Origin of the sequence: Nocardioides sp. L-11A, from assembly GCA_029961745.1 — a bacterium.
Lineage (GTDB): Bacteria > Actinomycetota > Actinomycetes > Propionibacteriales > Nocardioidaceae > Nocardioides.
Genome location: CP124680.1, coordinates 4,089,205 through 4,115,587 on the forward strand (window position 1 = coordinate 4,089,205; position 26,383 = coordinate 4,115,587).

Annotated in this window: 32 protein-coding genes and 1 tRNA gene; 12 read left to right on the plus strand and 21 right to left on the minus strand. The window is 72.0% G+C overall.

The annotated features are described in order from the left end of the window. Positions 1–3: 3 nt before the first annotated feature. Positions 4–1,992 (plus strand): hypothetical protein, encoded by a 1,989-nt coding sequence (locus QJ852_19685; protein WGX95366.1) that lies wholly within the window; start codon positions 4–6, stop codon positions 1,990–1,992. On the opposite strand, the gene QJ852_19690 is transcribed toward QJ852_19685, so the two are convergent. Further along, positions 1,914–3,140, minus strand: a complete 1,227-nt coding sequence (locus QJ852_19690; protein ID WGX95367.1) for an amidohydrolase — start codon at positions 3,138–3,140, stop codon at positions 1,914–1,916. The two genes, QJ852_19685 and QJ852_19690, sit on opposite strands and share 79 nt — an antisense overlap. 61 nt (positions 3,141–3,201) lie before the next feature. Between QJ852_19690 and QJ852_19695 the strand changes: the two genes are divergently transcribed. After that, positions 3,202–3,286: transfer RNA gene (locus QJ852_19695), tRNA-Leu, on the plus strand. A gap of 382 nt (positions 3,287–3,668) precedes the next feature. Here QJ852_19695 and rdgB read toward each other — a convergent pair. From rdgB to QJ852_19720, 5 genes are all read right to left on the minus strand, one after another. Then, positions 3,669–4,271 (minus strand): RdgB/HAM1 family non-canonical purine NTP pyrophosphatase, encoded by a 603-nt coding sequence (rdgB, locus tag QJ852_19700; protein ID WGX95368.1) that lies wholly within the window; start codon positions 4,269–4,271, stop codon positions 3,669–3,671. Continuing rightward, positions 4,268–4,975 carry a ribonuclease PH gene (gene rph, locus QJ852_19705; protein ID WGX95369.1) on the minus strand — a complete coding sequence of 236 codons (708 nt, stop codon included), beginning with the start codon at positions 4,973–4,975 and terminating at the stop codon, positions 4,268–4,270. The genes rdgB and rph overlap by 4 nt, the downstream gene beginning before the upstream one ends. Before the next feature lie 9 nt (positions 4,976–4,984). Then, the gene (locus tag QJ852_19710) at positions 4,985–5,743 is read right to left on the minus strand and encodes an SGNH/GDSL hydrolase family protein (GenBank protein ID WGX95370.1); all 759 of its coding nucleotides are present in this window, start codon (positions 5,741–5,743) and stop codon (positions 4,985–4,987) included. A gap of 86 nt (positions 5,744–5,829) precedes the next feature. Next, on the minus strand, positions 5,830–6,630 hold the full coding sequence (locus tag QJ852_19715) for an ABC transporter permease (protein ID WGX95371.1): 801 nt from the start codon (positions 6,628–6,630) through the stop codon (positions 5,830–5,832). Continuing rightward, complete coding sequence (locus QJ852_19720; GenBank protein ID WGX95372.1) at positions 6,627–7,565, minus strand: ATP-binding cassette domain-containing protein; 939 nt, start codon at positions 7,563–7,565, stop codon at positions 6,627–6,629. Before QJ852_19720 ends, QJ852_19715 begins: the two co-directional genes overlap by 4 nt. A gap of 129 nt (positions 7,566–7,694) precedes the next feature. Between QJ852_19720 and QJ852_19725 the strand changes: the two genes are divergently transcribed. Genes QJ852_19725 through QJ852_19745 form a run of 5 tightly spaced genes read left to right on the plus strand, consistent with a single transcriptional unit; the run spans position 7,695 to position 10,645 of the window. Continuing rightward, entirely contained in the window at positions 7,695–8,915 is a 1,221-nt protein-coding gene (locus tag QJ852_19725; GenBank protein ID WGX95373.1) for a histidine kinase, read from the plus strand. Continuing rightward, entirely contained in the window at positions 8,912–9,589 is a 678-nt protein-coding gene (locus tag QJ852_19730) for a response regulator transcription factor (protein ID WGX95374.1), read from the plus strand. Before QJ852_19725 ends, QJ852_19730 begins: the two co-directional genes overlap by 4 nt. A 40-nt stretch (positions 9,590–9,629) precedes the next feature. Beyond that, positions 9,630–9,974 carry a hypothetical protein gene (locus QJ852_19735; GenBank protein WGX95375.1) on the plus strand — a complete coding sequence of 115 codons (345 nt, stop codon included), beginning with the start codon at positions 9,630–9,632 and terminating at the stop codon, positions 9,972–9,974. A 48-nt stretch (positions 9,975–10,022) separates the two neighbouring features. After that, positions 10,023–10,247: an antitoxin gene (locus QJ852_19740; protein ID WGX95376.1), complete on the plus strand. Its 225-nt coding sequence runs from the start codon at positions 10,023–10,025 to the stop codon at positions 10,245–10,247. Next, on the plus strand, positions 10,244–10,645 hold the full coding sequence (locus tag QJ852_19745; protein ID WGX95377.1) for a type II toxin-antitoxin system VapC family toxin: 402 nt from the start codon (positions 10,244–10,246) through the stop codon (positions 10,643–10,645). Before QJ852_19740 ends, QJ852_19745 begins: the two co-directional genes overlap by 4 nt. Before the next feature lie 29 nt (positions 10,646–10,674). Here the strand turns inward: QJ852_19745 and QJ852_19750 are convergent, their stop codons facing one another. The 5 genes from QJ852_19750 to murI form a co-directional block, all read right to left on the minus strand. Then, entirely contained in the window at positions 10,675–11,577 is a 903-nt protein-coding gene (locus QJ852_19750; GenBank protein WGX95378.1) for a hypothetical protein, read from the minus strand. Next, positions 11,564–12,037, minus strand: a complete 474-nt coding sequence (locus QJ852_19755; GenBank protein ID WGX95379.1) for a SigE family RNA polymerase sigma factor — start codon at positions 12,035–12,037, stop codon at positions 11,564–11,566. The genes QJ852_19750 and QJ852_19755 overlap by 14 nt, the downstream gene beginning before the upstream one ends. A gap of 107 nt (positions 12,038–12,144) precedes the next feature. Continuing rightward, positions 12,145–12,357 carry a hypothetical protein gene (locus QJ852_19760; GenBank protein WGX95380.1) on the minus strand — a complete coding sequence of 71 codons (213 nt, stop codon included), beginning with the start codon at positions 12,355–12,357 and terminating at the stop codon, positions 12,145–12,147. A gap of 1 nt (position 12,358) precedes the next feature. Then, positions 12,359–13,189, minus strand: coding sequence for an MBL fold metallo-hydrolase (locus tag QJ852_19765; protein ID WGX95381.1), 831 nt, complete (start codon positions 13,187–13,189; stop codon positions 12,359–12,361). Beyond that, complete coding sequence (murI, locus tag QJ852_19770) at positions 13,186–14,007, minus strand: glutamate racemase (GenBank protein ID WGX95382.1); 822 nt, start codon at positions 14,005–14,007, stop codon at positions 13,186–13,188. The genes QJ852_19765 and murI overlap by 4 nt, the downstream gene beginning before the upstream one ends. An 89-nt stretch (positions 14,008–14,096) precedes the next feature. On the opposite strand from murI, the gene QJ852_19775 reads away from it, so the two are divergent. Then, positions 14,097–15,137, plus strand: a complete 1,041-nt coding sequence (locus QJ852_19775) for an alkaline phosphatase family protein (GenBank protein WGX95383.1) — start codon at positions 14,097–14,099, stop codon at positions 15,135–15,137. Between the two features lie 6 nt (positions 15,138–15,143). On the opposite strand, the gene QJ852_19780 is transcribed toward QJ852_19775, so the two are convergent. The 7 genes from QJ852_19780 to QJ852_19810 all read right to left on the minus strand — a co-directional run bounded on the left by QJ852_19780 (position 15,144) and on the right by QJ852_19810 (position 21,257). After that, entirely contained in the window at positions 15,144–15,983 is an 840-nt protein-coding gene (locus QJ852_19780; GenBank protein WGX95384.1) for a DUF3152 domain-containing protein, read from the minus strand. A 29-nt stretch (positions 15,984–16,012) separates the two neighbouring features. Then, a complete protein-coding gene (locus tag QJ852_19785; protein ID WGX95385.1) occupies positions 16,013–16,990 on the minus strand; it encodes a pyridoxal-phosphate dependent enzyme in 978 nt (325 codons plus the stop codon). A 10-nt stretch (positions 16,991–17,000) separates the two neighbouring features. Continuing rightward, the gene (locus tag QJ852_19790) at positions 17,001–17,279 is read right to left on the minus strand and encodes a MoaD family protein (protein WGX95386.1); all 279 of its coding nucleotides are present in this window, start codon (positions 17,277–17,279) and stop codon (positions 17,001–17,003) included. Position 17,280: 1 nt separating this feature from the next. Then, a complete protein-coding gene (locus tag QJ852_19795) occupies positions 17,281–17,736 on the minus strand; it encodes a M67 family metallopeptidase (GenBank protein ID WGX95387.1) in 456 nt (151 codons plus the stop codon). A 156-nt stretch (positions 17,737–17,892) separates the two neighbouring features. After that, entirely contained in the window at positions 17,893–18,843 is a 951-nt protein-coding gene (locus tag QJ852_19800) for an acyl-CoA desaturase (GenBank protein WGX95388.1), read from the minus strand. Positions 18,844–18,852: 9 nt separating this feature from the next. Further along, the gene (locus QJ852_19805) at positions 18,853–19,560 is read right to left on the minus strand and encodes a response regulator (GenBank protein WGX95389.1); all 708 of its coding nucleotides are present in this window, start codon (positions 19,558–19,560) and stop codon (positions 18,853–18,855) included. After that, positions 19,557–21,257: an ATP-binding protein gene (locus QJ852_19810; protein WGX95390.1), complete on the minus strand. Its 1,701-nt coding sequence runs from the start codon at positions 21,255–21,257 to the stop codon at positions 19,557–19,559. The genes QJ852_19805 and QJ852_19810 overlap by 4 nt, the downstream gene beginning before the upstream one ends. A 108-nt stretch (positions 21,258–21,365) precedes the next feature. Between QJ852_19810 and QJ852_19815 the strand changes: the two genes are divergently transcribed. Genes QJ852_19815 through QJ852_19830 form a run of 4 tightly spaced genes read left to right on the plus strand, consistent with a single transcriptional unit; the run spans position 21,366 to position 24,788 of the window. Next, a complete protein-coding gene (locus QJ852_19815; protein WGX95391.1) occupies positions 21,366–22,361 on the plus strand; it encodes a tripartite tricarboxylate transporter substrate binding protein in 996 nt (331 codons plus the stop codon). Further along, the gene (locus QJ852_19820) at positions 22,358–22,873 is read left to right on the plus strand and encodes a tripartite tricarboxylate transporter TctB family protein (protein WGX95392.1); all 516 of its coding nucleotides are present in this window, start codon (positions 22,358–22,360) and stop codon (positions 22,871–22,873) included. Before QJ852_19815 ends, QJ852_19820 begins: the two co-directional genes overlap by 4 nt. Then, entirely contained in the window at positions 22,873–24,387 is a 1,515-nt protein-coding gene (locus QJ852_19825) for a tripartite tricarboxylate transporter permease (protein WGX95393.1), read from the plus strand. The genes QJ852_19820 and QJ852_19825 overlap by 1 nt, the downstream gene beginning before the upstream one ends. Further along, a complete protein-coding gene (locus QJ852_19830) occupies positions 24,384–24,788 on the plus strand; it encodes a universal stress protein (GenBank protein WGX95394.1) in 405 nt (134 codons plus the stop codon). The genes QJ852_19825 and QJ852_19830 overlap by 4 nt, the downstream gene beginning before the upstream one ends. Before the next feature lie 100 nt (positions 24,789–24,888). On the opposite strand, the gene QJ852_19835 is transcribed toward QJ852_19830, so the two are convergent. The 3 genes from QJ852_19835 to QJ852_19845 form a co-directional block, all read right to left on the minus strand. Then, positions 24,889–25,473, minus strand: coding sequence for a DUF2017 domain-containing protein (locus QJ852_19835; GenBank protein ID WGX95395.1), 585 nt, complete (start codon positions 25,471–25,473; stop codon positions 24,889–24,891). A gap of 10 nt (positions 25,474–25,483) precedes the next feature. Continuing rightward, entirely contained in the window at positions 25,484–25,729 is a 246-nt protein-coding gene (gene clpS, locus QJ852_19840; protein ID WGX99484.1) for an ATP-dependent Clp protease adapter ClpS, read from the minus strand. 94 nt (positions 25,730–25,823) lie between these two features. Then, positions 25,824–26,366 (minus strand): DUF1697 domain-containing protein, encoded by a 543-nt coding sequence (locus QJ852_19845; GenBank protein WGX95396.1) that lies wholly within the window; start codon positions 26,364–26,366, stop codon positions 25,824–25,826. Between the last annotated feature and the right edge of the window lie 17 nt (positions 26,367–26,383).

Below are 26,383 nucleotides of genomic sequence, written 5' to 3' on the forward strand. Positions count from 1 at the left end.
GAGGTGAGCGGCCGGCGGTGGCGGGTCCGCTGCCTGCTGGCCGCGCCCCTCGTCGCGCTGCTGTTCGGGGCGGCGCCGGCCCATGCGGACGACGACCCCGGCGCCCCAGCCCCCGCAGTCGTCGATCCCACTGTCGACCCCACTGTCGACCCGGCCGCGACCGCGGAGGCGGCTCTCGCCGAGCGTTTCGCGCCCGTCCTGATGCTGGTGCACCAGGAGGAGCCGTGCGGCCCCGGCGAGCCGTACCCGCCCAGTGACGTCGAGGTCCTCTTCGACAACCCCACCGTGGCCCTGCGTGGTCCGTGGACACCGCGGGACCTGGTCCGGGTCGGGCCGTCCGCGACGGACGTCGTGCCCGGGCTGCCGGGCTACGAGCTGGACCTGCCGGGCAACCCACTCGCTCCCGGGTGTGACTACGAGCGCTGGGCCAACCGTCAGTGGCGGGGCACGGAGCCGACGATCTACGCACACGTCGCCACCGAGAAGGGCGTGAGCGACCGGATTGCGCTCCAGTACTTCTTCTTCTACGCCTTCAACGACTACAACAACAAGCACGAGACCGACTGGGAGCGGATCCAGCTCGAGTTCGAGGCGCCCGACGCCGCGACCGCGCTGGCCGAGGAGGTCGAGCCCGACCTCGCCGTCTACTCCCAGCACTACGGCGCCGAGAAGGCGACCTGGGGCAGCGCCAAGCTCGAGCTCGAGGACGACACGCACCCGGTCGTGTACGTCTCCGCGGGCTCCCACGCCAGCCAGTTCTCGGCCGGCGTCTTCATGGGCAACAGCGCCACCACCGGCTTCGGGTGCGACACGACCGCCGGTGAGCACGACGTGATCCGACCCGTGGTGAGGTCGATCCCGTCCGACCCCGAGACGGCGCGCGCGGCGTACCCGTGGATCAGCTATGAGGGCCACTACGGCGAGGTCGGCCCGAAGCGGTTCTACGACGGCCCGACCGGCCCGAACCGGAAGCAGGCCTGGACCAAGCCGTTCACCTGGTCGGCGAAGGCGCGGGCCTCGTCGATCGCCCTGCCGGGCGGATCTGCCAGCAACAACGCGGTCGCCGAGACCTACTGCGACCTGGTCGGCCGGGGCAGCGACCTGTTCCGGCGCTACGTGGACGACCCGTGGCGCGGCCTGGTCATCCTGGTCGCGGCGTTACTGGTCGCCGGCTGGCTGGTCCGGCGCACCCCGTGGACGACGACCAGCCTGCCGCTGCGTGCCCAGCGCTCCAGCGGCCAGGTGGTCGCCGCGTCCCTGGAGGTGCTGCGACAGCGACCGGCCCTCTTCGCCCGGGCGATCGCGCCGCCGGCGCTGCTCAGCATCGGGGCCGCCGTCCTGCAGGGCGTCACCGTCGCCAGCGCGGTCCCCGGCTGGGTCGGCGGCGTCGCGGTCCTGCTGGGCGCGCTGTCCCTGCCCGTCTCAGCCGGCGCGCTCGCCGTCCTGCTGCGGACCCTCGACGCCGACGGACTCGGGGCGCCCGTGGACCTGCGGGCGGCGTACGCCGAGAGCATCCGCCGGCTCGCGACCGGCTCGCCCGCCGTGGCAGTGGCCGGCGTGCTCATCGTGCTCCTCAGCACGTCGATCGTGCTGGCGCCGCTCGCGCTGGTCGTGCTCGCCGCGGGCGTACTGCTCGTCCCCGTCGTGGTGCTCGAACGCCGCTCCGGGCTGGCGGGTCTCCCGCGCAGCATCCGCCTGGTCCGGCACTCCTTCGCCACCCTGGTGCCGGTGCTCGCCCTCGGCCTGCTGTTGCTGACCACCATCGGCGCCGTGGTCGCGGCGCTGCTGTTCGTCGTCGTGCCGCTGCCGTTCGTGGTCCTCAACGTCGTTCCGTCGGTGGTGCTCGGCGTCGTGTGGCCGTTCGTGGCGCTGATGTGCGTCTATGCGTACGGCGGCGCGGTCCAGCGGTCCGCTCAGGCCAGCCAGGACCGGGCCGCGGCGACCAGCGCGGCCACGCCGGATTCGAGCGTCGGGCCTGCCAGCGGGGCGTAGCGCGGCGAGTGGTTCGACGGCAGGCCGTCGACCACCCGCCGGATCTCGTCGATCGAGGTGGCGCTCGCGAAGAGCGCCGGGTCGGCTCCGCCGAGCAGCCAGTACGCGCAGGGGGCACCGGCCGCATCGGCCAGGATGCCGACGTCCTCGCTTCCCGTGACCGGGCCGGGGTCGACGACCACCCAGCGGCCCTCCCCCGCGAAGGCCTCGCGCACCCGGTCGCAGGCGGCGGCGTCGTTGACGACCGCCGGGAAGCTGTTGAGCGTCTCGATCTCCGGCTCCCGCGGCGCTCCGGCCGCGGCCGCCTCTCCCCGGACGATCCGCTCGACGGCGGCCAGCACCCGCCTGCGCACGTCGGGGTCCGTGGTGCGGATGCTCAGGTCGAGCACGGCCCGGTCGGGGATGACGTTGGCGACCGTGCCCGCGTGGAAGGAGCCGACGGTGAGGACGACGGTCTCGGTGGCCGCGACCTCGCGCGAGACGACCGTCTGCAGCCGCTGCACCACCGACGCGCCCAACACGACGGGGTCGACCGTGGTCTCGGGCCGCGAGCCGTGCCCGCCGGCGCCGTGGAGGGTGATCCGCAGCGCGTCGGACGCCGCGAACGCCGGGCCGGAGCGAACGCCGAGCACCCCCACCGGCACGGGCGCCACGTGCTGGCCGAGCACCACGTCCGGCGTACCGAACCGCGCGAACAGGCCGTCGTCGACCATCGCCTGCGCCCCGCCGCCGCCCTCCTCGTCGGGCTGGAACACCAGCAGCAGGCGTCCTTGCCAGTGGGTGTCCGCGGCCAGCGTCGCCGCGGCACCGAGCAGGCAGGTCGTGTGCATGTCGTGGCCGCAGGCGTGCATCACCGCAGTCTCGGTGCCGTCGGCGCCGGTCGCCGTCGCCTCGCTGGCATACGGCAGTCCGGTCGCCTCCCGCACCGGCAGGGCGTCCATGTCGGCCCGCAGCAGCACCGTCGCCCCCTCCCCGCGAGTGAGGGTGGCGACGACGCCGGTCCCGCCGACGCCGGTCGCGACGTCGTACCCGAGCGTGCGCAGCTGCTCGGCGACGATGCCGGCGGTGCGGTGCTCCTGGCGACCGAGCTCGGGGTGACGGTGCAGGTCCTCGTAGATGGCGACCAGGTCGTCGAGGGTGGCAGGCATGGCTCGATCCTTCCCGGCGACACGCGCGCGGGCAATGCCTTCTAGACTCGTGCCCGCTCACGCCGGAGTGGTGGAACTGGCAGACACGCGGCACTTAGGATGCCGTGCCTTCGGGTGTGCGGGTTCGAGTCCCGCCTTCGGCACCACATGGGTCACGTTGAATCCCCGGACGAGCGGGAGCTCAGCGGGGCTTCGCAGCGCCGCCCGGGGCATCGTGACGGGCCGTTTCTGGGCTCATTGTCGCCGGCTTGGGCGGCCCCGCTTCCTGTCGGGCACCGCGGCCGGCCCGCTCCGACGACGGCAAAGCCTCCGACGGACACGTCCTACCGTCGCGAGACCATTCCTCCGCCTGGCTAGGGAGGCGCCGATCGCTCTGTCCATTCCTCGATCGGCAACCGGCGCTGCCGCTACCTACGTGGGCGCCTCATCGGTCGAATCAGGTCCTCGTGCGGCACGCTCCGTCGGATTTCCAACCGTCCCACCGGTTCCTAGTGGATTGGTTCCAGTCTCGTGCAGGAGCACACGTGGTCAGGCCAGCAGGTCGGCGACCAGCGGCGCGACCTCGCGCAGCGCCCTCCCGCGGTGGGAGATGGCGTCCTTGTCGGCGCGAGACAGCTCGGCGGTGGTCAGGCCGGGGTGGTCGTCGGCGACGAAGAGGACGTCGTAGCCGAAGCCGCCGCTGCCCCGCACCTCGCGGATCACGCGGCCGTCCATGCGGCCCTCGACGACGAGCTCGCGGCCGTCGGGGTGGACGACGGCGACCGCGCAGGCGAAGTGGGCGGAGCGGCGCTCGTCGGGGACGTCGTGGAGCTGGGCGAGCAGCAGCTCGTTGTTGCGCTGGTCGCTCTTGGGTGGGCCCGACCAGCGCGCGGAGAGCACGCCGGGCATGCCGTTCAGGGCATCGACGCACAGGCCGGAGTCGTCGGCCAGGGTGGGCAGGCCGGTGGCGGCGACGCCCGCCCGGGCCTTGAGCAGGGCGTTGCCCTCGAAGGTGGGCTGGTCCTCGACCGGCTCGTCGAACGGGGTGACGTCGTCGAGGCCGACGACCTCGACCGTGCCCATGTGCTCGGCGAGGATCCGGCGCATCTCCTCGACCTTCTTGGCGTTGCGGGACGCGACGAGCACCTTCACGAGCGCAGCGAATCCTGCTGCAGGCGGGTCAGGTCGGCGCAGCCCTTCTCGGCCAGCGCCAGGAGCGCGTCGAGCTCGGCCCGGTCGAAGGGGGCGCCCTCCGCGGTGCCTTGGACCTCGACGAACCTGCCGTCGCCGGTCATCACGACGTTCATGTCGGTCTCGGCCCGCACATCCTCGACGTAGGGCAGGTCGAGGCGGGGTACGCCGTCGATGATGCCGACGCTCACCGCGGCCACCGAGCCGGTGAGCGCGCCCGGGACGCCGAGCTTCGCACAGGCGTCGGCGAGGGCGACGTAGGCGCCGGTGATGGCCGCGGTCCGGGTGCCGCCGTCGGCCTGGAGCACGTCGCAGTCGATCTGGATCGTGTTCTCGCGCAGCGCCTTGTCGTCGATCACCGCGCGCAGGGACCGGCCGATGAGGCGGCTGATCTCGTGGGTGCGGCCGCCGATCCGGCCCTTGACCGACTCACGGTCCGAGCGGGTGTTGGTGGAGGCGGGGAGCATGGCGTACTCGGCCGTGACCCAGCCCAGGCCCGAGCCCTTGCGCCACCGCGGGACGCCTTCGGACGCGGACGCGGCACACAGCACGCGGGTCCGGCCGAACTCGACCAGCACCGAGCCGGCGGGGTGGTCGAGCCAGTTGCGGGTGATCGTGATGGGGCGCAGCTCGTCGTCGGCGCGGCCGTCCTCGCGGGTGCTCATGAGAGCAACCTACCGAGCGACCGTCCAGGCCCGACGGACCGCCCACGGCCCCAGGTCCCGCGCGCGCCGCCCGAACCACGGAGCACCCTCGGTGACCATCCAGGCCACGTCGCGGCGCCAGCTCGGAGGGCAGCCGCCACCGGGCTCGAGGCTCGGCAACGGGAGGTCGTAGCCGGCCGACCGCAGCCGTTCGGCCCACGCCCGGGCCAGTGCGCGGTGTCCCACCTCGGAGGGGTGGAAGCGATCGACCGACCAGCACGCCCGGTCCGTGACCTCGGGCATCAGCGCGAGGTCGAGCCGGAGCCCGCCGTACCTCGCGTGCAGGTCGTCGTACACCTCGTTGACGAGAGCGATCCGGTCCGCCATCGGCCGCACCAGGATCCGCGGCAGCCCGAGCAGCGCTGCGTGATCGTGCCACCGCACCGTCATCAGCGTGGCGCCACCGTCGACGAGCGCTCCGGCGACGTGATGCAGGTCGGCGTGCAGCCGGTCGGGGTTCCACGTCGAACGGAGCGTGTCGTTGACGCCGACGAGCAGGGAGGCGAGGTCGGGCCGGTGGGCCAGCGCCTCCTCGAGCTGGCGCTCGCGCACGATCGCGGCGGTGGCGCCGGAGGCGGCGACATTGCAGAACGAGACGTCGTACGACGTCCGCAGCGACTCGGCCAGCAGCCGGGCCCACCCCCGCCAACCGCCGCCCGGGAGCGGGTCGCCGAGCCCGACGGTGGTGCTGTCGCCGAGGGCGGCGAAGCGGAGGTATCCGTTGCCCACGAGAAACAACCGTGGCGGAGCCCGCTACCTGCAGGCTCCGCCACGGTGACGTGTCCGGCAATCTTCGGTGAAGCGCCGGGGTGGTGCTACTTGAACTCGATGCGCAGCAGCCGCATGGTGCCCAGGACCAACGGGATCACGAGCCAGATCACGCCGGAGGTCGCGATCTGGGCCCACTCCTCACCGGAGGGCTGGTAGTCGCCGCTGAACAGCGGCATCTGCGCGGTGTTGAACTCGATCCACGGCGCGACCTTCTCGAAGCCGGAGCTCAGCGCGCTGAGGATGCCGACCGCGGTCGGCAGGATCAGGCCGTAGACGAAGTAGACGACGATGCCCGCCGGGGTGTTCATCAGCAACGTCGCGATGGCGAAGCCGACGAGGATGCCGATCAGGTTGGCCAGCACGAAGCCGTTGAACAGCAGGTTGCCGTCGACCGACCACTCGGGCGAGGCACCGGTCGCCGACGCGATCAGCGTGAAGACGACCGCGAGCAGCGCGGCCAGCACCATCACCGTCGCGGCCAGGCTGATGCCGGCCAGGAACTTGGCGGCGACCACGCGCGAGCGCTGAGGCTCCAGGGTGAAGGTCACCAGGCCGTTGCGCTGCGACTGCTCGCTCGTGACCAGCATGATGACGAGGATCGGCAGGAAGTAGCCGAGTACGCCGCCGCCGACGCCGAGCAGGTCCTCGAAGTTCTTGGAGTCGTCGGGTGCGGCGAGGGTGTAGATCAGCAGGACGACGAGGACCAGGCCGACGATCGAGGTCGCGAACCAGAAGCCGGCGCGGGTGTCGATCGCCTTGCGGATCTCGACGCCGACGAGACGGCTCAGCGGGGTGCGCGGCGTACCGGAGACATCCAGGGTGGGGACGGTGGTCGTGGTGCTCATGCGGGGATACCTCCGGGGGTGGGGGCGCCGAATCCGGGGACGGCCTCGCGGGCGTCGGCCGAGGTCAGCTCGAGGAACAGATCCTCCAGGCCGGCGCCGCCGGACCGGAGGTCGGTGAGGACGACACCGGCGGTGAGGGCGGTGCGACCGACCTGCTCCGGGCTCGCCTGCACCTTGAGGCCCGCACCCGCCGGCTCCACGGCGTGACCCGCGTGGGTCAGCGCGGCGCCGAGCGCGGTGTTGTCGAGCGAGGTCACCATCGTGGTCGGCGTGCCGCTCGCGCCGGCGAGCAGCGTCTCCCGGTTGCCCTGGGCGACGATCTTGCCGCGCCCGATGAGGATCATCTCGTCGGCGATCTGCTCGACCTCGTGCAGCAGGTGGCTGGACAGCAGCACCGTGCCGCCGCGGTCGGCGTACCCCTTGAGCAGGCCGCGCATCCATCGGATGCCGGCCGGGTCGAGGCCGTTGGCGGGCTCGTCCAGGATGAGGACCGACGGGTCGCCGAGCAGGGCGTGGGCGATGCCGAGACGCTGCTTCATGCCGAGCGAGTAGTTGCGCAGACGGCGGCCCGCCTCGTCGTCGTTGAGCCCGACCAGGGCGAGCATCTCGTCGACCCGGGTCTTCGGCAGGCCCATCGTCTGCGCGGCGATGGAGAGGATCTCCCGACCCGAGCGGCCGACGTGCTGGGCCGAGGCGTCGAGCAGGGTGCCGACGTGGCGGCCCGGGTTGGGGATGTCGTGGTAGCGCAGACCACCGATCGTGATCTGACCACGGGTCGGGAGGGTGAGGCCGACCATCACCCGCATGGTGGTCGTCTTGCCGGCGCCGTTGGGGCCGAGGAAGCCGGTCACCCGGCCGGGCTGGCAGACGAAGCTGACGTCGTCCACGGCGGTGTAGGCGCCGTAGGTCTTGGTGAGTCGATCAACGGTGATCATGGCTCCAGCCTGCCCGAACGGCCGCCTCCGCACATCGAACCCGCGTCGCGAGTCGCACCGACCAAAGTAGGTGTCGGTCCGGTCCCCGGGCGCTGCCCGGAGCCCGACCGGTGACACTAGCCTCGGACCATGGACGCGCCCACGCCCGACGACTACCAGCCACGCCTGCGCTGGTACAGCCAGGTCTGGCGCTACCTCCTCGCCGCCTTCATCGGTCTGGTGGCGTGGCTCCCGATCATGGACGCGCAGCTCGACCGCAACCCGGTGCTGTTCTGGGTGGACCTCGTGGTCGGCCTGATCGCGTTCGGGCTCGTCGGCTTCCGGCGGCGGTGGCCGTTCACGATCGCCATCCTCACGCTGCTCATGGGGCCGGTCAGCTCGCTGTCCGCCGGTGCCTCCGCTCTCGCCACCGTGTCGCTGGCCACCCGCCGCCGGTGGTGGCAGGTGATCACCGCGGGCGCCCTCAACGTCGTGGTCAGCCTGGTCTACTACGAGATCCAGCCGGACGAGACGGTCGATCCGTGGTGGGTGAACCTCTCGGTCACGGTCGCCGTCGTGATGGCGATCATGGCCTGGGGCATGTACATCGGCTCGCGCCGCGAACTGGTCTGGACGCTGCGCCAGCGCGCCGAGACCGCCGAGGCGGAGCGCGACCTGCGCGCCACGCAGGCCCGCTCGACCGAGCGGGCGCGGATCGCTCGGGAGATGCACGACGTCCTCGCCCACCGGATCTCGCAGATCTCCATGCACGCCGGTGCCCTCACCTACCGCGAGGACCTCTCCGCGGAGGAGATGCGCAGCAGCGTCGCGGTCATCCAGGCCAAGGCGCACGAGGCCCTCACCGACCTGCGCGAGGTGCTCGGCGTGCTGCGCGACACCGACGGCGCCGGAGGCCCGCTGACCGGCCCGCAGCCCACCCACCGTGACCTCGATGCCCTCGTCGCGGACGCCCGCGCGGCCGGCGCCGTCATCGAGTACGACGACGAGCTGGTCCCCGGCGACGGCGAGCTGCCCGACGCCGTCGGCCGGACCGTGTACCGGATCGTGCAGGAGGGCATCACCAACGCGGGCAAGCACGCTCCGGCCGCCACGCTGCGGATCCGGGTCAGCGGCTCGCCCGCGGACGGCGTCGACGTCGTCCTCGCGAACGCACTCGGCTTCGGGCCCACCCGGACGCCCGGCGCCGGCCTCGGCCTGGTCGGCCTGACCGAGCGGGCCGAGCTGCGGGGCGGCACCCTCGAGCACCGCATCGAGCGCTGTCCCGACACGCCGGGGGCCGACGTCTTCGTGCTGCACGCCTGGCTACCGTGGGCCGCCGAGCAGGAAGCCGGCCACGAGGAGGCCTCATGACGGACCCGTCGAGCGAGCAGATCCGTGTCATCGTCGTCGACGACGACCCCCTGGTGCGCTCCGCGCTGTCCCTCATGCTCGGCGGCCAGGCCGACATCGCGGTCGTCGGCGAGGCCGCGGACGGTCGCGCCGGCATCGCCCTGGCCCGCGAGCTGCGCCCCGACGTCGTCCTCATGGACATCCGGATGCCCGTCCTCGACGGGCTCGCCGCGACCCGGATCCTGCACGCCGATTCCCTGCCGCCGCGGGTGATCGTGCTGACCACCTTCGACGCCGACGACTACGTCGTGGGCGCGCTCGCCGCCGGGGCCGACGGCTTCCTGCTCAAGGACACCGCGCCGCCCGAGATCGTCGCCGCCCTCCGCAAGGTCGCCGCGGGCGACCCCATGCTCTCGCCGTCAGTCACCCGCACCCTGATCGAGCGGGTCCGCACCGGCTCCGGGGACCAGCGCGCCGCCGACGCCCAGCGCCGGCTGGACCGGCTCACCGAGCGGGAACTCGATGTCGCCGGCGCCGTCGGCCGTGGCCTCTCCAACGCCGAGATCGCCGCGGAGCTCCACCTCTCGGTGCCCACCGTCAAGGGCCACGTCTCGAAGTTGTTCGAGAAGCTGGAGACCACCAACCGGGTCCAGATCGCGTTGACGATCCGCGACGCCGGGCATCCCGTGGAGTAATCCGCTCGCCTGCCCCGCCGCGGTGGGCTTGGGTGGGGGTGTGTCCCTGCCCGAGTTCCCCTGGCCCGAGAGCCCCGAGCGTGTGGAGTGGCGCCTGCACTGCCTGGTCGCGAGCCTGCTGGGCCCGGCCGAGCTCTGCACGGTGCGGCTCGAGTGGGTCACTCCCCACGCGCATCACTTCGACCAGCCTGACGCCGGGTGGGTCGCGATGCGGCTGACGGTCGTGACGGTCGACGACGAGATCTTCCAGAAGGAGATCTGGGGACCGGCGCCCTATCGGGATGGGGAGGGCGAACTCCATCAGCTCGCGAGCGACCTCGAGGACTGGGCGTGCGAGACCCGGTTCGGCTGGGGCCAGCAACGACTCGCGACCGTCCCGGACTGAGCTCGTCGCAGACAGACATGCACAACGCATGCAGATAGACTGGAATGCATGTCAACTCTTCAAGTTCGCAACGTCTCCGACGACCTGCGCCGCATTCTCAAGGAGCGCGCTGCTCGCCGGGGCATGAGCCTGTCCGACTACGTCCGCGAAGAGCTCGAGAGGACGGCCTCCCAGCCGACGTACGACGAGTGGCGCGACCGGGTCCGACTCCGCGGTGCGACGGCACCCACCACCAGCGCGGCCGACGTCCTGCGCGCCGAGCGCGAGCGGTGACCGCGGTCCTCGACGCCTCGGCTCTCGCGGAGATCGTCGCGAACACCCCGCGAGCCGTCGCTATCGACGAGTGGCTCGTCGGCCATGCCGGCGACCTGCACCTCCCCCATCTCGCCGTGGTCGAGACGGCCTCGGTCCTGCGCGGCTGGGCACGCAGCGATCAGATCACCGCAGCACGGGCCGCCGCGGCGCTGGAGGACCTCGCCGCGTTCCCCGCACGTCGATGGGCGGTCGACGACCTGCTCCCTCGGATCTGGTCGCTGCGTGACAACCTCACCGCTTACGACGCGACCTACCTGGCGTTGACCGAGAGCCTCGACGCCACCCTGATCACCTGCGACGCGCGGCTGCGCCGGGGCGCATCGGGCCACAGCGATGCGGACATCGTGGTTCCTTGACCGGGTCCCGCGGCGGCGACACCGGTGGGTCAACGGCCCGCGCCGCGCTCGCCCCGCCTCCTCACCTCCTCGACCTTCGCCAGTGACTTCTGGAGCTCGCCCGTCGCGGCCTGCTCCTGGATCCGGGCGAAGCCCTCGTCCAGCTGGGCGGCGGTCGGGCAGTCGATGAAACGGCCCTTGCCCATGTTCGCGACGTGGTCGGGCCCGAAGTACCGCGTGTAGAACTCGATGACGTCGGATCGCTCGAAGAAGGCGACCGCGTCGGTGCATTCGTCGAAGGGGACCGAACGGGCCTCCAGCTGCCGGTTCAGCTCCTCCATGTCGATGGTGCCGGCGTCGGTGGGCTCCTCGAACCGGACGAAGGCGGTGACGACCCGCCAGGCCCGGCCGGGGTCGGCGGCGATGGTGATCGAGGTCCCGCCCGGTTCGAGGTCGGCGACCCCACCTCCCCCGAGCATGTCCGCGTCGCGCACGAAGGCGCGTGCCTCCTTCGCGGTGCACTCCACGGATCCACCGTTGGGCCAGACGAACCGCCCCGCGGTGAGGCAGGCGATACGGAACTCGACGCCGGTGGCGCCCTCGGGCGCCGGACCGACCTCGATCGTCCCCGTCCCGGACCCGTGCGTGGTCACCGGATCACTGAGCCGGACCGGGCGGGGCAGCCGTGCCGAGCGCGGATCGAGGAACTGGTCGAGGGAGGGCGTGCCGGTCTGGCTCGGCGAGCCGGCCGTCGCGACATCCTTCGCGCCGTCCGGGTCGCCACCACCCCCGCGGGCGATGCCCATGGCGCCGGCGGCGCCGATCGCCACCACCGCCGCTGACGCCGCGACCGCGAGCCACCGTCGCGATCTCACCACGGCAAGGGCCGGGGGGACGTCGATCGTCCGGGCGGCGCGCGCGAGCAGGTCGCGGGCCTCATCATCCGTGAGCATCGGGGCTCCTCAGGGTCGTCGCGAGCGCGGCGAGTCCGCGGGCGGCGCGGCTCTTCACCGTGCCGGGCGCGATCCGCAGGACGTCGGCGATCTCGCGTTCGGTGAGATCGGCGTAGTAGCGCAGGACCAGGACCTCTCGCTGCGCCGCCGGCATTGCGGCCAGCGCCTGCCGGACGGCGATGCCCGTGGTGAGGTCCGGGTCAGTGATGCCGTCGGGCAGGTCGTCGGTCGGAAGCTCGCCGCGCCATTTCCGTCGCCATGTGCTCGCACGGGTGTTGACCAGGATCCGGTAGACGTACGCCTCCGGTGAGCCCGCGCGCCGCACCTTCGTCCAATGTCGGTAGCACGTGGTCAGCGCGCTCTGGACGATGTCCTCGGCATCGGCGAGCGGCGAGCCCATGAGCACGACCGCCCGGACCAGCGCCGGCCGGCGGGTGACCACGAACTCAGCGAACTCCACGGCGGCTCTTCTCGACTCGACCATGCCTTCACCTCAGGGACGCCCGAGGGTGGGCATCCGGTTCCCGGACGACCCGGATTCATCGCGGCCTCGCTCGGATCCCTCGCTCAGGGCGACGCCGCACGTCTCCGCTCCAGCCGCTGCAGCAGCGCCTCCCGCTCAGACGCGGTCCGCTTGACGGAGCCGTCAACGATCGGGACCAGCACCGCGAGGGCGCGGTCGCCTTCGACCTGGCCCAGCCGGAACAGCAGGGGCTGCCGCTCCGCAGCCGACGCGTAGGGCAGCAGGGTCAGGAGACGGCTCTCCTCGGCCCCGCCCATCTCAGAGCTCGTAGACAGTGCCCTGCGCGGCCAGCTCGGTCGGTCCGTCGAAGGCGCTCGCCGCCTCGGCCAGCATGGTCTGCGCATCGTGCCACGGCGGGACGTGGGTGACGACCAGACGCTTGACCGCAGCCTTGGCGGCGACCTCGCCGGCCTCGACACCGGTCAGATGCAGGTTCGGGGGGTTGTCGTCGCAGGCGCGGAAGGACGCCTCGCAGAGGAAGAGGTCGGCGTCGGCCGCGATGTCCATCAGCGCCGGGGTGGGGCCGGTGTCGCCGCTGTAGGCGAGGACCTTCCCGAAGGCCGAGACCCGCAGTCCGTACGCCGGGACGGGGTGGTCGACCTCGTACGGCTCGACGCGGAACGGCCCGATGTCGACCGGGTCGCCGTAGACGCGGAAGGAGAACTCCTCCTCCATGCCGGGCTTGCGGGGCAGGTCGTAGGCCTTGGCGAGCCGCTTGGCGGTGCCCTTGGGCCCCCAGACCGGGATCTTCGGCTGGCTGCCGGTGGGGTGGTACTTGCGGAGGACGTAGTAGCTGGTCATGTCGACGCAGTGGTCGGCATGCAGGTGGCTGATGAAGACGGCGTCGACCTGGAGCGGGTCGACGTAGCGCTGCAGGGTGCCGAGCGCGCCGTTGCCCATGTCGAGGACCAGGCTCCAGGTGCGCTGCCCGTCACTGGCCTGGACGAGATAGCAGCTCGCCGGGGAGTCCGGGCCCGGGTAGGAGCCGGAGCAGCCGACGATCGTCACCCGCAGGGTGCTCGGGTCCGGCGGCACCCGCAGGGCCGTCGTCTCCGGTGCCGTCCCGGCATCGATCCTGTCACCCGTCAACGCACACCCCCAGCGAACTGACCTGCCGCGACGAGCTCGGGCCCGAGGAAGCGCCGCCCGATCGTCTCGAACTCAGCCGGTGAGCCGGTCGTCGCGAAGGAGTACGACGGCTCGCCGCCCGGCCGCATGAGACCGGTGTCGGCCAGCATCCGGTAGACGTCCTTGGCGCACTCCTCCGCGCTGCTGACCAGGGTGACGTCGTCGCCCATGACATAGGAGATGACGCCGGTCAGCAGCGGGTAGTGGGTGCAGCCGAGGATCAGGGTGTCGACGCCGAGCTCGGTGAGCGGGTCGAGGTACTCGTGGGCGACGGCGATGAGCTCGTCCCCGCCGGTCACGCCCGCCTCCACGAAGTCGACGAACCGCGGGCAGGCGCGCGTGGTGAGGGAGAGCTGGGGGGCCGCGGCGAAGGCGTCGTCGTAGGCCATCGACTCGGCCGTCGATCGGGTGCAGATGACGCCGATCCGGCCGTTGCGGGTCGCGGCCACCGCGCGCCGGGTGGCCGGGTAGATCACCTCGACCACCGGGACGTCGTACCGCTCCCGGGCATCGCGCAGCATCGCGGCCGACGCGGAGTTGCAGGCGATGACGAGGGCCTTGACGCCCTGGGCGACGAGGTGATCGAGGCACTCGAGGGCGTACTCGCGGACCTCGCCGATCGGCTTGGGGCCGTAGGGCTGGCGCGCGGTGTCGCCGACGTAGGTGATCGACTCGTGCGGCAGCTGGTCGATGACCGAGCGCGCGACGGTGAGACCCCCGAATCCGGAGTCGAAGATCCCGATCGGGCCGTCGAGATCGGGATGGTTCACCTGCCGCACCCGGTCAGACTACGGCGTCGAGGTGTCCGCAGTCGGCATTCCGGGACCGAGATCACGTCCCCCGCGCGAGCGCGACGTAGGCTCCTCGGGTGATCAACCTGCGCCGTCCCGCCGTCCTCGCCGTCGCCGTCGCCGCCGCCCTCGCGGGCTTCGGGCTCTCCGGCCCCGGCACCGCCACCGCGGACCGCGCGGAGGCGGCCCGCGACACGGTCAACAACAAGCACGTCGTCGCGATCTCGGTCGACGGCCTGAACCCGCGCGCGCTCAAGCGGCTCGGCCGGGCCGGCACGCCGAACCTGCACCGGATCATCAAGGACGAGGGCGCCGGCACCGTCAACGCCCGCAGCCAGCTCGAGATGACGGTCACCCTGCCCAACCACACCAGCATGGTCACCGGCCGCCGGATCAAGGCGGCCAAGGGCGGCCACGGTGTCACCTGGAACGACGACACCGTCACCAAGACCGTCCAGCAGGCGGCGGGTCACGGTGTCGACTCGGTGTTCTCGCAGGTCCGCGCGGCCGGCGGGACCACGGCGGTCTACGCGACCAAGTCGAAGTTCTGGCTGTTCGAGCGGTCCTGGCCCGCCGCGATCGAGCCCAACGTGATCCAGGTCGAGAAGGACGGCGCCGTCGCGAAGGCCCTGCGCGCCGACCTCGCCACCGACCCCGCGTCGTTCTCGTTCCTCCACCTCGGCAAGCCCGACCAGGTGGGGCACCACCAGGGCTGGATGTCGCCGACGTACCTGAAGGCGGTCGCGAAGGTCGACCGGATCGTCGGCAAGATCATGGCCCAGATCGAGTCCACGCCGTCGCTGCGCAGCAACACGATCATCGTGCTGACCTCTGACCACGGCGGCATCCCGGGCACCCGCAACCACGCCATCAAGACGAACCGCGAGAACTATCGGGTGGCGTTCGCCTTCTGGGGTCCCGGCGCCGGGGTCCCCAACACCGAGCTCTACAAGCTCAACCCGGACCGGGCCAAGCCCGGCCGCACCCGCCCCGGCTTCAAGGCCGTGCCCCAGCCGATCCGCAACGGCGAGGTCGCCAACGTCAGCCTCGACATCCTCGGCGTCGGCGCAGTGCCCGACAGCCTGTGGAACCGTGCCCAGGACCTGAACTGGAAGTGAGCGTCGTCAGCGGCCGAGCTCGCGCGGCGTCGGCCAGGGGTTGAAGCGGCAGCCCTGGGTGCCCTTCGACTGCTGCATCATCACCGGCGCGAGCGCGCCCCGGCGCGGGCAGGACGTGTGGCCGCGGCCGAGCCAGTGCCCGGTCTCGTGGTTGACCACCATGTGCCGGTAGTCGCGCAGCGAACGGCCGGCGCCGTTCCACGCCGGGGAGGCATCGCGCCAGCGGTCGACGTTGATGATCACGTTGCGGCCCACCCGGCACGACCACGTGGCGCTGCAGGAGCCGGAGAAGGACGGGACCAGCGCGGCCTGGGAGAGCCAGAGCGTGAACGCGCCACCGTGCCGCACCTGGCGGAAGCGGACCCCGCGGGCCCGCCAGCCGCGCGGGTCGTCGTACGTCTCCTGGGCCAGACGGCGGAAGTCCGCGACGTCGACGCCGCCGGTGCCGCCGCGGGTGCGGACGCTGTAGCGGACGGTACGGCGCACGCCGACCCGGTGCTTGGCCTTCCCGACCCGGAGCTGGACGACGGTGTCGGCGTACCCGGTCGCGCCGACGACGACCACGAGGTCGAGCCGGTGGCCGACGTCCTCGGGCGCGATCTCGTGCTTGCGCCGCACCTCGCCGGGGATCGGTACGCCGTCGCGCAGCCACTGGTAGCCGATCCGCTCGGGCACCGGCGACCAGGCCCCGGGGTCGGCCTTCAGGGTGCGGCCGTACTTGCGCGCCCCGTCGTACGACGGGGGCTGGACCTGCACGAGCGGGGGCAGCTCGTCCTGCGCGGACGCGGGAGCGGGGAGCACGAGTGCGCCGGAGAGCGCCAGCAGGAGCCCGATGAGGATCTTCACCGCCCGATCATGCCTCGGCCGGTGCGTCCCTACGCCCAGAGCTGTCCCTCGAGCCGGTCCTCGGCCTCGTCGACGGTGCCCTCGTAGGCACCGGTGGAGAGGTACTTCCAGCCGCCGTCGGCCACGACGAACGCGATATCGGCGCTCTCGCCGGCCTTGGCCGCCTTGGCGGCCTGGCCGAGCGCGGCGTGCAGGATCGCGCCGGTCGAGATGCCGGCGAAGATCCCCTCGAGCTCGAGCAGCTCGCGCACCCGGCGTACGGCGTCGCGCGGGCCGACCGAGAACCGGCTGTCGATCAACTCGGCGTCGTACAGCTCGGGGACGAAGCCCTCGTCGAGGTTGCGCAGGCCGTAGACGAGCTCGCCGTAGCGCGGCTCGGCGGCCACGATCTTGACCTCGGGCCGGGCACGGCGGAAGAACCGGGAGACGCCCATGAGCGTGCCGGTGGTGCCGAGGCCGGCGACGAAGTGGGTGATCGAGGGCAGGTCGGCAAGCAGCTCGGGCCCGGTGCCCTCCTCGTGGGCGAGGGCGTTGGCGGCGTTGCCGTACTGGTAGAGCATCACCCAGTCGGGGTGCTCGGCGGCGATCTGCTTGGCTACCCGGACCGCCTCGTTGGAGCCGCCGGCCGCCGGCGAGGAGACGATCTCGGCCCCCCACATGCGCAGCAGCTGGCGCCGCTCCTCCGAGGTGTTCTCGGGCATCACGAAGACCGTGCGGTAGCCCTTGAGCTTGGCCGCCATCGCGATCGAGATGCCGGTGTTGCCCGAGGTCGGCTCGAGGATCGTGCAGCCGGGACGCAGCGTGCCGTCCTTCTCGGCCTCCTCGATCATCTTCAGGGCCGGCCGGTCCTTGATCGAGCCGGTCGGGTTGCGGTCCTCGAGCTTGGCCCAGATCCGCACCCCCCGACCGTCGGGCGCACCCGCGGTGTTGAACGGCGCCGACAGCCGTGGGAGCCCGACGAGCGGCGTGTTGCCGACAGAGGCGAGCAGGCTGTCGTAGCGCGTCATCGCAGCGGGATCAGCGCGCGCCACCGGCGACGGCCGGCAGGATGACGACCTGGTCGCCGTCGGAGAGCGCGGCCTCGAGGCTGCCGATGAAGCGGACGTCCTCGTCGTTGATGTAGATGTTGACGAAGCGGCGCAGGTCCGCGCCCTCGATGAGGCGGTCCTTGATGCCGGGGTGGTTGGCCTCGAGGGAGTCGATCAGCGCACTCAGGGTGGCGCCGTCGGCGCTGACCGCCTTCTCGCCACCGGTGTAGGTGCGCAGGATGGTCGGGATCCGGACCTCGATGGCCATGTCAGCTGGTCTCCTCTGCTGCGTCATTGATGTCGGCTGCCGCCGTGACGGCGACCTCTTCCTCGGTCACGACACCGTCGATGATTCTGTAGGACCTGAACTCCACGGGGCCCGGGTTATTCCCGTTCTCCTGCGTGCTGACCAGCACATAGTGCGCGCCGGGCTCGCTGGCCAGGTTGATGTCGGTGATGCTGGGGTACGCCTCCGTCGCGGTGTGGGAGTGGTAGATCACCACCGGCTCCTCGTCGCGGTCGTCGAGCTCGCGGTAGAGACGCAGCAGGTCCGTCGAGTCGTACTCGTAGAAGGTCGGGCTGCCCGCGGCGTTGACCATCTCGATCAGCCGCACGGGCCGGTCGCTGCCGAGGGGGCCCGCGACCATCCCGCACGCCTCCACCGGGTGGTCCCGCCGGGCATGCTCCACGATGGCGTCGTACGTCGCCTGGTCGATGCGCAACACGCGCTCAAGGGTAGGGCGTCGGACGGGCTCGGCCGGCACCGGCCCGAGGGGCGGCCACGACAGGGGCGTCGTTTGGGCACAAACCGCACGCCGTGGCCCCGAATCTTCACGGTTTGGTCCCAAACCGCAGCAATTACTGACGAGTCATTCCACCACTCAGGCGGCGGGCGTGACCGACTTCGCCCGGATCCGCTCGGGCGTCGGCCAGCGGACGTCGCGGACCCAGCCGAGCTTCTCCAGCACCCAGATGACCCGGGCGGAGGTGTCGAACTGGAAGCGCTTGACCCCGTGACGTGCGGAGGTCGGGTCGGCGTGGTGGAGGTTGTGCCAGGACTCGCCGCCCGACGGGATGGCCAGCCACCACACGTTGCCCGAGAAGTCGCGCGAGGCGAAGGGCCGCTCGCCAAGGGTGTGGCAGATCGAGTTGATCGACCAGGTGACGTGGTGGATCAGGCCGATGCGGACCACGGTGCCCCAGAAGAACGCGGTGAGCGCGCCCTGCCACGACCAGGTGAGCAGGAACCCGAGCAGCGGCGGCAGGAAGATCGAGGTGAGCACCCACAGCCAGAACAGCCGCGAGATCCGGACCAGGTCGCGATCCTTGGCGAGGTCGGGGGCGTACTTGTCGATCGGCGTCTGCTCGGGGTCGAACAGCCAGCCCACGTGCGCCCACACGAAGCCCTTCGTCAGGCCGCCCAGGCTGTTGCCGTAGCGCCACGGGGAGTGCGGGTCGCCGTCCTTGTCGGAGAACTTGTGGTGCTTGCGGTGGTCGGCGACCCAGCGGATGACCGGCCCCTCGATCGCCATCGAGCCGAGGACCGCGAGGGTGATCTTGACCGGCCGGTTGGGCTTGAACGACTTGTGCGTGAAGAGCCGGTGGAAGCCGACGGTGATGCCGTGCAGCGTGAGGCCGTACATGACAATGGTGATCGCGACGTCGCTCCAGCCCAGCCAGCCGCCCCAGGCGACGGGGATCGCGGCGAGGAAGGCGACGAACGGGACGGCGATGAACAGCCCGAGCGCGAACCGTTCCCAGAAGCCCTGGGTGTCGCCACCCATGGTGGCCCTGGGGGTCGGCGGCTGCGGACGCTCGTCGATCGCGGTCACGCGACCAGACTAGGCGGTGACCCGGTACCTGCGCTCGGGGCGTCCGGTGCCGCCGTACCGCAGCCGGACCTCGGCGGTCCCGATGTCGACGAAGTGCTCGAGGTAGCGTCGCGCGGTCACCCGCGACAGGCCCACGGCGTCGGCGGTCTCGGACGCCGAGATCTCCCCCGCCGCCCGGGCCGCCTCCAGCACGAGGTCGGCGGTCTCGGGGCTCAGCCCCTTCGGCAGCTCGTGGGGTACGACGGCCTGCCGGCCCGTCCCGAAGGCCCGGTCGATCGTCGCCTGGTCGACCTCCTGCTCCTGCTCGCCCGGGCTGCCCGGGAGGGTGGCGAGCGTGGTCGCGACCCGGCGCAGGCGCTCGGCCAGGTCGTCGTACTCGAAGGGCTTGACGAGGTACTGCAGGGCGCCGCCGTGCAGGGCGGCCCGGACCGCGGCGGCCCCGCGCTCGGCGGTGACCATGACGACGGCGACGTCGCGCCCCTGCTCGCGGGACCGGGCACGCAGCCCCTCGAGCACCTCGAGCCCGGACAGGTCGGGCAGGTGCACGTCGAGCAGCACCAGGTCGGGCTGCAGGGCGTCCGCGAGCTCGAGCGCCTCGGCGCCGGTGCGGGCGGTGCCGGCGACCTCGAAGCCGTCGGTCTGCTCGACGAAGCGAGCGTGGATGCGCGCGACCATGAAGTCGTCGTCGACCACGAGGACGCGCAGCACCCGGCTCACGGTCGCCCATCCTGTCCGACGCCGACGCCGATGGGGAGCAGCACCCGGAACTCGGCCCCGGTCCCGCCCGCGGCGCCGGTGGCCGGCTCGGCGTCGTCGACGACCACCTCGCCGCCCCGCTGCACGCAGATGAGCCGGACCAGCGGGAGCCCGATGCCCCGGCCGCCGAGGACCTCCTCCTTGGTGGAGAAGCCGCGCACGAAGATCGCCTCACGCAGGTCGCCGGGGATGCCCGGGCCGTTGTCGCGGACCCGGACCCGGACCGCGCCGGCCGACGACCGCTCGGCGTGCACCCAGACCTCGACCAGGGCGCCGGGCCGGCCGGCGCAGGCGTCGACCGCGTTGTCGACGAGGTTGCCCAGGACGGTGGTCAGGTCCGCGCTCTCGTCGGCCGCGAGCACCGGCAGCCGCGACCCGGGATCGAGCTCGAGGACGACCCCGCGCTCCTCGGCGACCGCGTGCTTGGCGACGACCAGCGCCGCGACGGCCGGGTCGGCCAGGCGCTGCGCGACGTGCTCCCCCACCTCCGCCCGGTGCCGGGTCAAGGTGCCGACCAGGCTCGCCACCTCGTCGTACTCCCCCAGCTGGACCAGGCCCGAGATGGTGTGCAGCCGGTTGTCGAACTCGTGGGTCTGGGCGCGCAGGGTGTCGGTGATCGACAGGTTGGAGCTGAGCTGGCGCTGCAGCGAGACCAGCTCGGTGCGGTCGCGCAGGGTCGTGACGGTGCCGATCCCCCGGCCCTCGGCGGAGGCGTCGCCCCGGTTGAAGACCACCACCCGGGTGCCGACGAGCGCGAGCGCGTCGCGGACGTCGGCGCCCTCGCCGGTCAGCAGGGCCACGACGTGGGGGTCCAGGCCGAGGTCGTCGACCCGCCGGCCGACCGGGTCCGGCCCGCGGTCGAGGCCGAGGGTCGCGCGGGCCGCGTCGTTCATGACCGTCACCCGGCCGTCGGTGCCGACGCCGACCACGCCCTCCCGGATGGCGTGCAGCAGCGCCTCGCGGTGGTCGGCCAGACGGGTGAGCTCGGAGGTGCCGAGACCGCGCGTGGAGCGCCGGACCACGCGCGCGACCAGCCCGGTGCCGAGGAGGCCCAGCACCGCACCGAGCCCCAGGAAGAGGCCCAGCTCGGGCACCGCCTCGGCGAGCTGGTCGCGCAGCGACGGGTAGGCCGCCTCGGCGACGATGGCGCCGACGGCGCCGTTGTCGCCCGGGGTGTCCGCGATGACGGGGGCGTAGGCCGCCACCCGCCGCTCGCCCGCGGCCTCGACATCGGTGGTCCCGCCGCGCCCGGCAGCCACCTCGGCGCCGCCGAGGTCGGCCCGCTGGCCCACCCGGCTGGCGTCGGTCGCCGCGAGGACGGTGCCGTCGGCACCGACGACGAGGACGTCGGTCGCACCGGAGAGGCGCACCCCGCGCTCGGCGTACGACGTCAGGTCGGCGGAGACCTGCCACAGCTCCGCGCCCCGGCGTACGTCCTCGAGCCCGGTGCGGACGAAGTCCTGCACGGCGACGTACTCCGCCACGGAGCGCATCTGCGCGCCGCGCTCGTCGGCGAAGTCGGCGTTGGACTGCCGGATGCTCAGCACCCCGACCGCGACGAGCAGCACCACGATCACCAGGAGCTGCAGGAGCAGCACCTTCGCGGCCAGCGTCAGCTCCCCGCGCCGCCAGCTCAACCGCCCGATGGATGCGACCACAACGACCACAACCTCCTTTGCGTCCGCAAGCGTGACGGCCGCCACAGCCACCGCCATGCTGGCACGGATCGCACGTGACGGCGGTCACCACCCGATCCGGAGGTTCCCATGCACGCGAGTCGACCGAGGGGCTCCGCCCTCGTCGCGCTCCTCCTCGCCCTGGCGCTCGCCGTGGCCGTCGGCGGCTGCGGGGTCACCCGCGGCTCGGACGACCCGAGCAATCGGCGGCTGCGGATGATGATCCCCAACAGCGTCGGCGGCGGCTACGACCTCACCGGCCGCGCCGCGGCCCGGGCGATGGAGGACAACGACCTCACCGGTCGCTTCGAGATCACCAATGTGCAGGGCGCGAGCGGCACCGTCGCGATGCAGCGACTGGTCAACGAGAAGGGCGCCGACGACGTCATGATGCTCATGGGTCTCGGCGTGGTCGGCGCGGTCTACACCAACAAGTCGAGCGCCACCCCGCTCAAGATGACGCCGATCGCCCGGCTGGTCGAGGAGCAGGAGGGCATCCTGGTGCCCGCCGACTCGCCGTTCGAGACCATCGACGATCTCGTGGCCGCCTGGCGGGAGGACCCGGGCGGCCTCGCCGTCGGCGGCGGCTCCAGCAACGGCGGTCCCGACCATCTGTTCCCGATGCAGCTCGCCGACGCCATCGGTGTGGATCCGAAGCAGGTCAACTACATCTCCTATGACGGCGGCGGGCCCCTCACGACCGCGCTGCTCGGCGCGAAGATCGACGTCGGCATGTCCGGCCTCGGCGAGTTCGAGGGCCAGATCGAGGACGGCAAGCTGCGGGTCCTCGCGGTCTCCGGTGCCGAGCCCCTCGACGGGATCGACGCGCCGACCCTCACCGAGGCGGGCGTCGACCTCGTCTTCACCAACTGGCGCGGCGTCCTCGCGCCCCCCGGCATCTCCGACGCGCAGCGGGACTACCTCACCGAGCTGCTCACCGAGATGCACGACACCCCTGAATGGCGCGAGGCGCTCGAGGCCAACGGCTGGACCGACAACTTCGCCACCGGCCAGGAGTTCGAGGACTTCCTCGCCGAGCAGGACGACCGTGTCGCCGACACGCTGAAGGAGCTGGGACTCGCATGAGCAACGACGTGATCCACGAGCCGGGAGCCCGGGTCGTCGACAAGGCCCAGTACGGCCTGGCCGCCTTCCTGGTGCTGGCCGGCGGCTACGTGCTCATCGACGCCGCGGGGCTGGAGGACGGCTTCGCCGACCAACCGGTCCAGCCCTACACCCTCCCCTACGTCGTGGGCGCGGCGCTCGTGCTCCTCGGCGTCCTGCTCGCGCTCGCGACCGCCCGCGGCGACCGTCCCGAGGCCGAGGACGGTGAGGACGTCGACCTGACCCAGGGCACCGACGTCCGCACCGTCGGCCTGCTGGTCCTCGTGCTGGTCGCCAATATCGCGCTGATCGACGTCCTGGGCTGGGCGATCACCGGGGCCCTGCTGTTCGCCGGCTCGGCCGTCGTCCTGGGCAGCCGCAGCTGGGTCCGCGATCTCGCCGTCGGCGCCGCGCTGTCGGTCGGCAGCTGGTACGGCTTCTACGTCGGCCTCGGGATCCCGATCCCCGCCGGGATCCTGGACGGAGTGCTCTGATGGACCTGCTCCTCGACGGCTTCCAGACCGCCCTCACCCCCGAGAACCTGCTCTTCGCCGCGCTCGGCGTCCTGCTCGGCACCGCCGTCGGCGTGCTCCCGGGCATCGGCCCGGCGATGACCCTGGCTCTGCTGCTGCCGGTGACCTACAGCGTCGGCGCGGACAGCGCGATCATCATGTTCGCCGGCATCTACTACGGCGGCATGTACGGCGGCTCGACCACCTCGATCCTGCTCAACACACCCGGTGAGTCCTCGTCGGTGATCACGGCGATCGAGGGCAACAAGATGGCCAAAGCAGGACGGGCGGCGCAGGCCCTCGCCACGGCGGCGATCGGCTCGTTCGTGGCCGGCAGCATCGCGACGGTGCTGCTGTGGATCGTCACCCCGCAGGTGGCCGACATCGTCGTCACCCTCGGCTCCCCGTCGTACTTCGCGCTGATGGTGCTGGCACTCTTCGCCGTCACCGCGGTGCTCGGCGCGTCCAAGCTGCGCGGCTTCATCGCGCTCTTCCTCGGCCTGGCCGTCGGCCTGGTCGGCACCAGCACCGGACAGGCCCGGCTCACCTTCGGCGAGCCCCTGCTCGCCGACGGCATCGACATCGTGGTGGTCGCGGTCGCGCTGTTCGCGATCGGCGAGGCGCTCTGGGTCGCCGCGCACCTGCGCCGCAAGCCGCTGGAGATCATCCCCGTGGGCCAGCCGTGGATGAGCCGGGACGACTGGGGCCGGTCGTGGAAGCCGTGGCTGCGCGGCACCGCCTTCGGCTTCCCGTTCGGCGCACTGCCGGCGGGGGGCGCGGAGCTGCCGACCTTCCTGTCCTATGCGACCGAGAAGAAGCTCTCGAAGCATCCCGAGGAGTTCGGCAAGGGCGCGATCGAGGGCGTCGCCGGGCCGGAGGCGGCCAACAACGCCTCGGCGGCGGGCACCCTGGTGCCGCTGCTCGCGCTGGGCCTGCCGACGACCGCGACCGCCGCCATCATGCTGGTCGCGCTGCAGGGCTACGGCTTCCAGACCGGACCGACCCTGATGGACGACCACCCGGATCTGGTCTGGGGCCTGCTCGCCAGCCTGTTCGTGGCCAATGCGCTGCTGCTGGTCCTCAACCTGCCGATGGCCCCGCTGTGGGCGAAGCTGCTGCGGATCCCCCGGCCCTACCTGTACGCCGGCATCCTCTTCTTCGCCTCCCTCGGCGCCTACAGCGTGAACTTCCAGGCGTTCGACCTGGCGCTGCTGCTGGTCATCGGCGTCCTCGGCTTCGTCATGCGCCGCTTCGGCATCCCCGTGCTGCCCCTGATCATCGGCGTCATCCTCGGCCCCAAGCTCGAGGAGCAGCTGACCACCGCCCTGAAGATCTCGCAGGGCGACGTCAGCACCCTGTGGAGCGAACCGGTCGCCGTCGTGGTGTACGCCGTGATGGCGCTGCTGCTCGTCGCCATGACCGTCGCCGGCCTCCGCAGGCCAGCGGCGCCGGACCCGACTCCCACCGACACCGAGAAGGAGCTGGTCGAGCGATGAGCACTCCCGGGAGCATCGTGGCCGCCTACAGCGCGGACCGGTACGGCGAGGCGGCGGTCGAGCATGCCGCCGCACTCGCCCGCAAGGAGGGCGCGCGCCTCGTGGTCGTCAACGCGTCGCTCGGCAGCAGTCTGGTCGACGCCCGGTTCGCCCACGACGCGGACATCGCCGCGCTGCGCGACCGGCTGGCCGCCGACGGTCTCGACGTCGTGGTCCGCCACGACGTGGTCGACGACGTCGCCGATGCCGTCATCGCCGCGGCGGACGAGGAGCGCGCCGACCTGATCGTGGTCGGCATCCGGCACCGCACCCCGGTCGGCAAGCTCCTGCTCGGCAGCGTCGCCCAGCGGATCATCCTCGAGGCGCACTGCCCGGTGCTGGCGGTCAAGCCCGCCGGCTGATGTGGACGACGCAACGACCGGAATTGCTGCCTCCGGCCGGACACGGTGACAATTTCGGTCGTTGCGTGGCCCATATGAGCCACCTGCCGCTGGATCCGGCTCAGCGCACGGCGTGGACCAGCGTCTCCTGAAGGAACCCCAGCCACTCGTAGATGTGGTGGGCCTGGGCCCGAGGGTCGTCGTCGGGCAGGCCGTACCAGTAGTCCTCGTCGCCCTCCGCGACCTCGAGCCGGGTGCCGAGCGCGAGACGCAGGTCGGTGAACGAGCGCATCCAGACCAGCGCGGTCTCCTCGTCGAGCTCGACGTCGATGGTGAGGTCCTCGCCGGTCGGCTCCGACGGCAGGCCCGCCTCCTCGAGGACGTCGATGACCGACGCCGCCGCGCGGGCCTTGCCGTCGCGCAGCGTCCCCTCGGTGAAGCGGCGGAACTCGCCCGCGGCCTCGTCGTCGCCGCGGTAGGCGTTGGGGAAGAGACGACGCAACACCGGATCGTCGGGCTCGGTCGTCGGCCCGGAGAAGTCGAGCAGCGCCTCCAGCGGGTCGCGCTCGGTCGCGGCGACGGCGGACTCATTGTGCAGCAGCTCGACGAGCTGGGCGGCCAGCGAGCGCAGCAGGTCGGCCTCGAAGACCGAGAAGGTCGCGATGGCGCGCTTGCTCCGGCGGTGCCGGACGAATCCAGAGGTCACTCCGCCGCCTTCAGTCGGCCTTCGAGAGGGTCGCCCACAGGCCGTACTCGTGCATCGCCTGCACGTCGCGCTCCATCTCCTCGCGGGTGCCGCTGCTGACCACGGACCGGCCGTCCTCGTGGACCTCCATCATCAGCTTCTCGGCCTTCTTCTTGCCGTAGCCGAAGTGCTTCTGGAAGACGAAGGTGACATAGGACATCAGGTTCACGGGGTCGTTCCACACCACCGTCACCCACGGGGTGTCGGCGAGCGTGATGTCGTCCGGGGCGAGGTCCTTCTGGACTCCCGGATCGACCTTCTCCGGGCTCGCGGTCGTCACGGCCCCATCGTGTCACAAGCCGTCGGCGCGACTACGAGCACCACATGTCGGCCAGCGTGGTGACCACGTTGAAGTTGCGGTTGGTGGCGACCACGCGCAGCGCCTTCTCGGTCTTGTAGGGGTCGACCCCGCCCGCCTGGTAGCCCGGACCGAGCAGCAGGTGCGCCGCCCGGCCGCGCACGACGACCGCGTTGACCTCGTCGCTGCGCGCCTCGATCTCGGCGACCAGTGCCGGGTCGGGCTCGTCCTTGAGCAGGTAGACGTAGTGCCGCTCGAGGTCGGTGCGCGCGGCCGTGAGCTCACGGGCGTCGCGGGCGATCGCGACGAGCTCGGCGGGCGTGTAGACGATGGTCGGCACCTCGAAGCCGACCTGCTCGGCGTAGGCCCGCTCCAGCGCCGCCTCCACCTTCGCCCGCGAGCGCAGCGATGTGGTGAGCCGGACGTTCCCGGTGTTGATGTGGGTCAGCACGTCGGCCCCGCCGGCGGCCTCGGTCGCGGCGACGATCTCGGCCTTGGGGAACTTCCGCTTCGCGCCGAGGTTGATGGCGCGCAGGAAGGCGACGTAGGTGGGCATGACCTCGATTGTGTCGT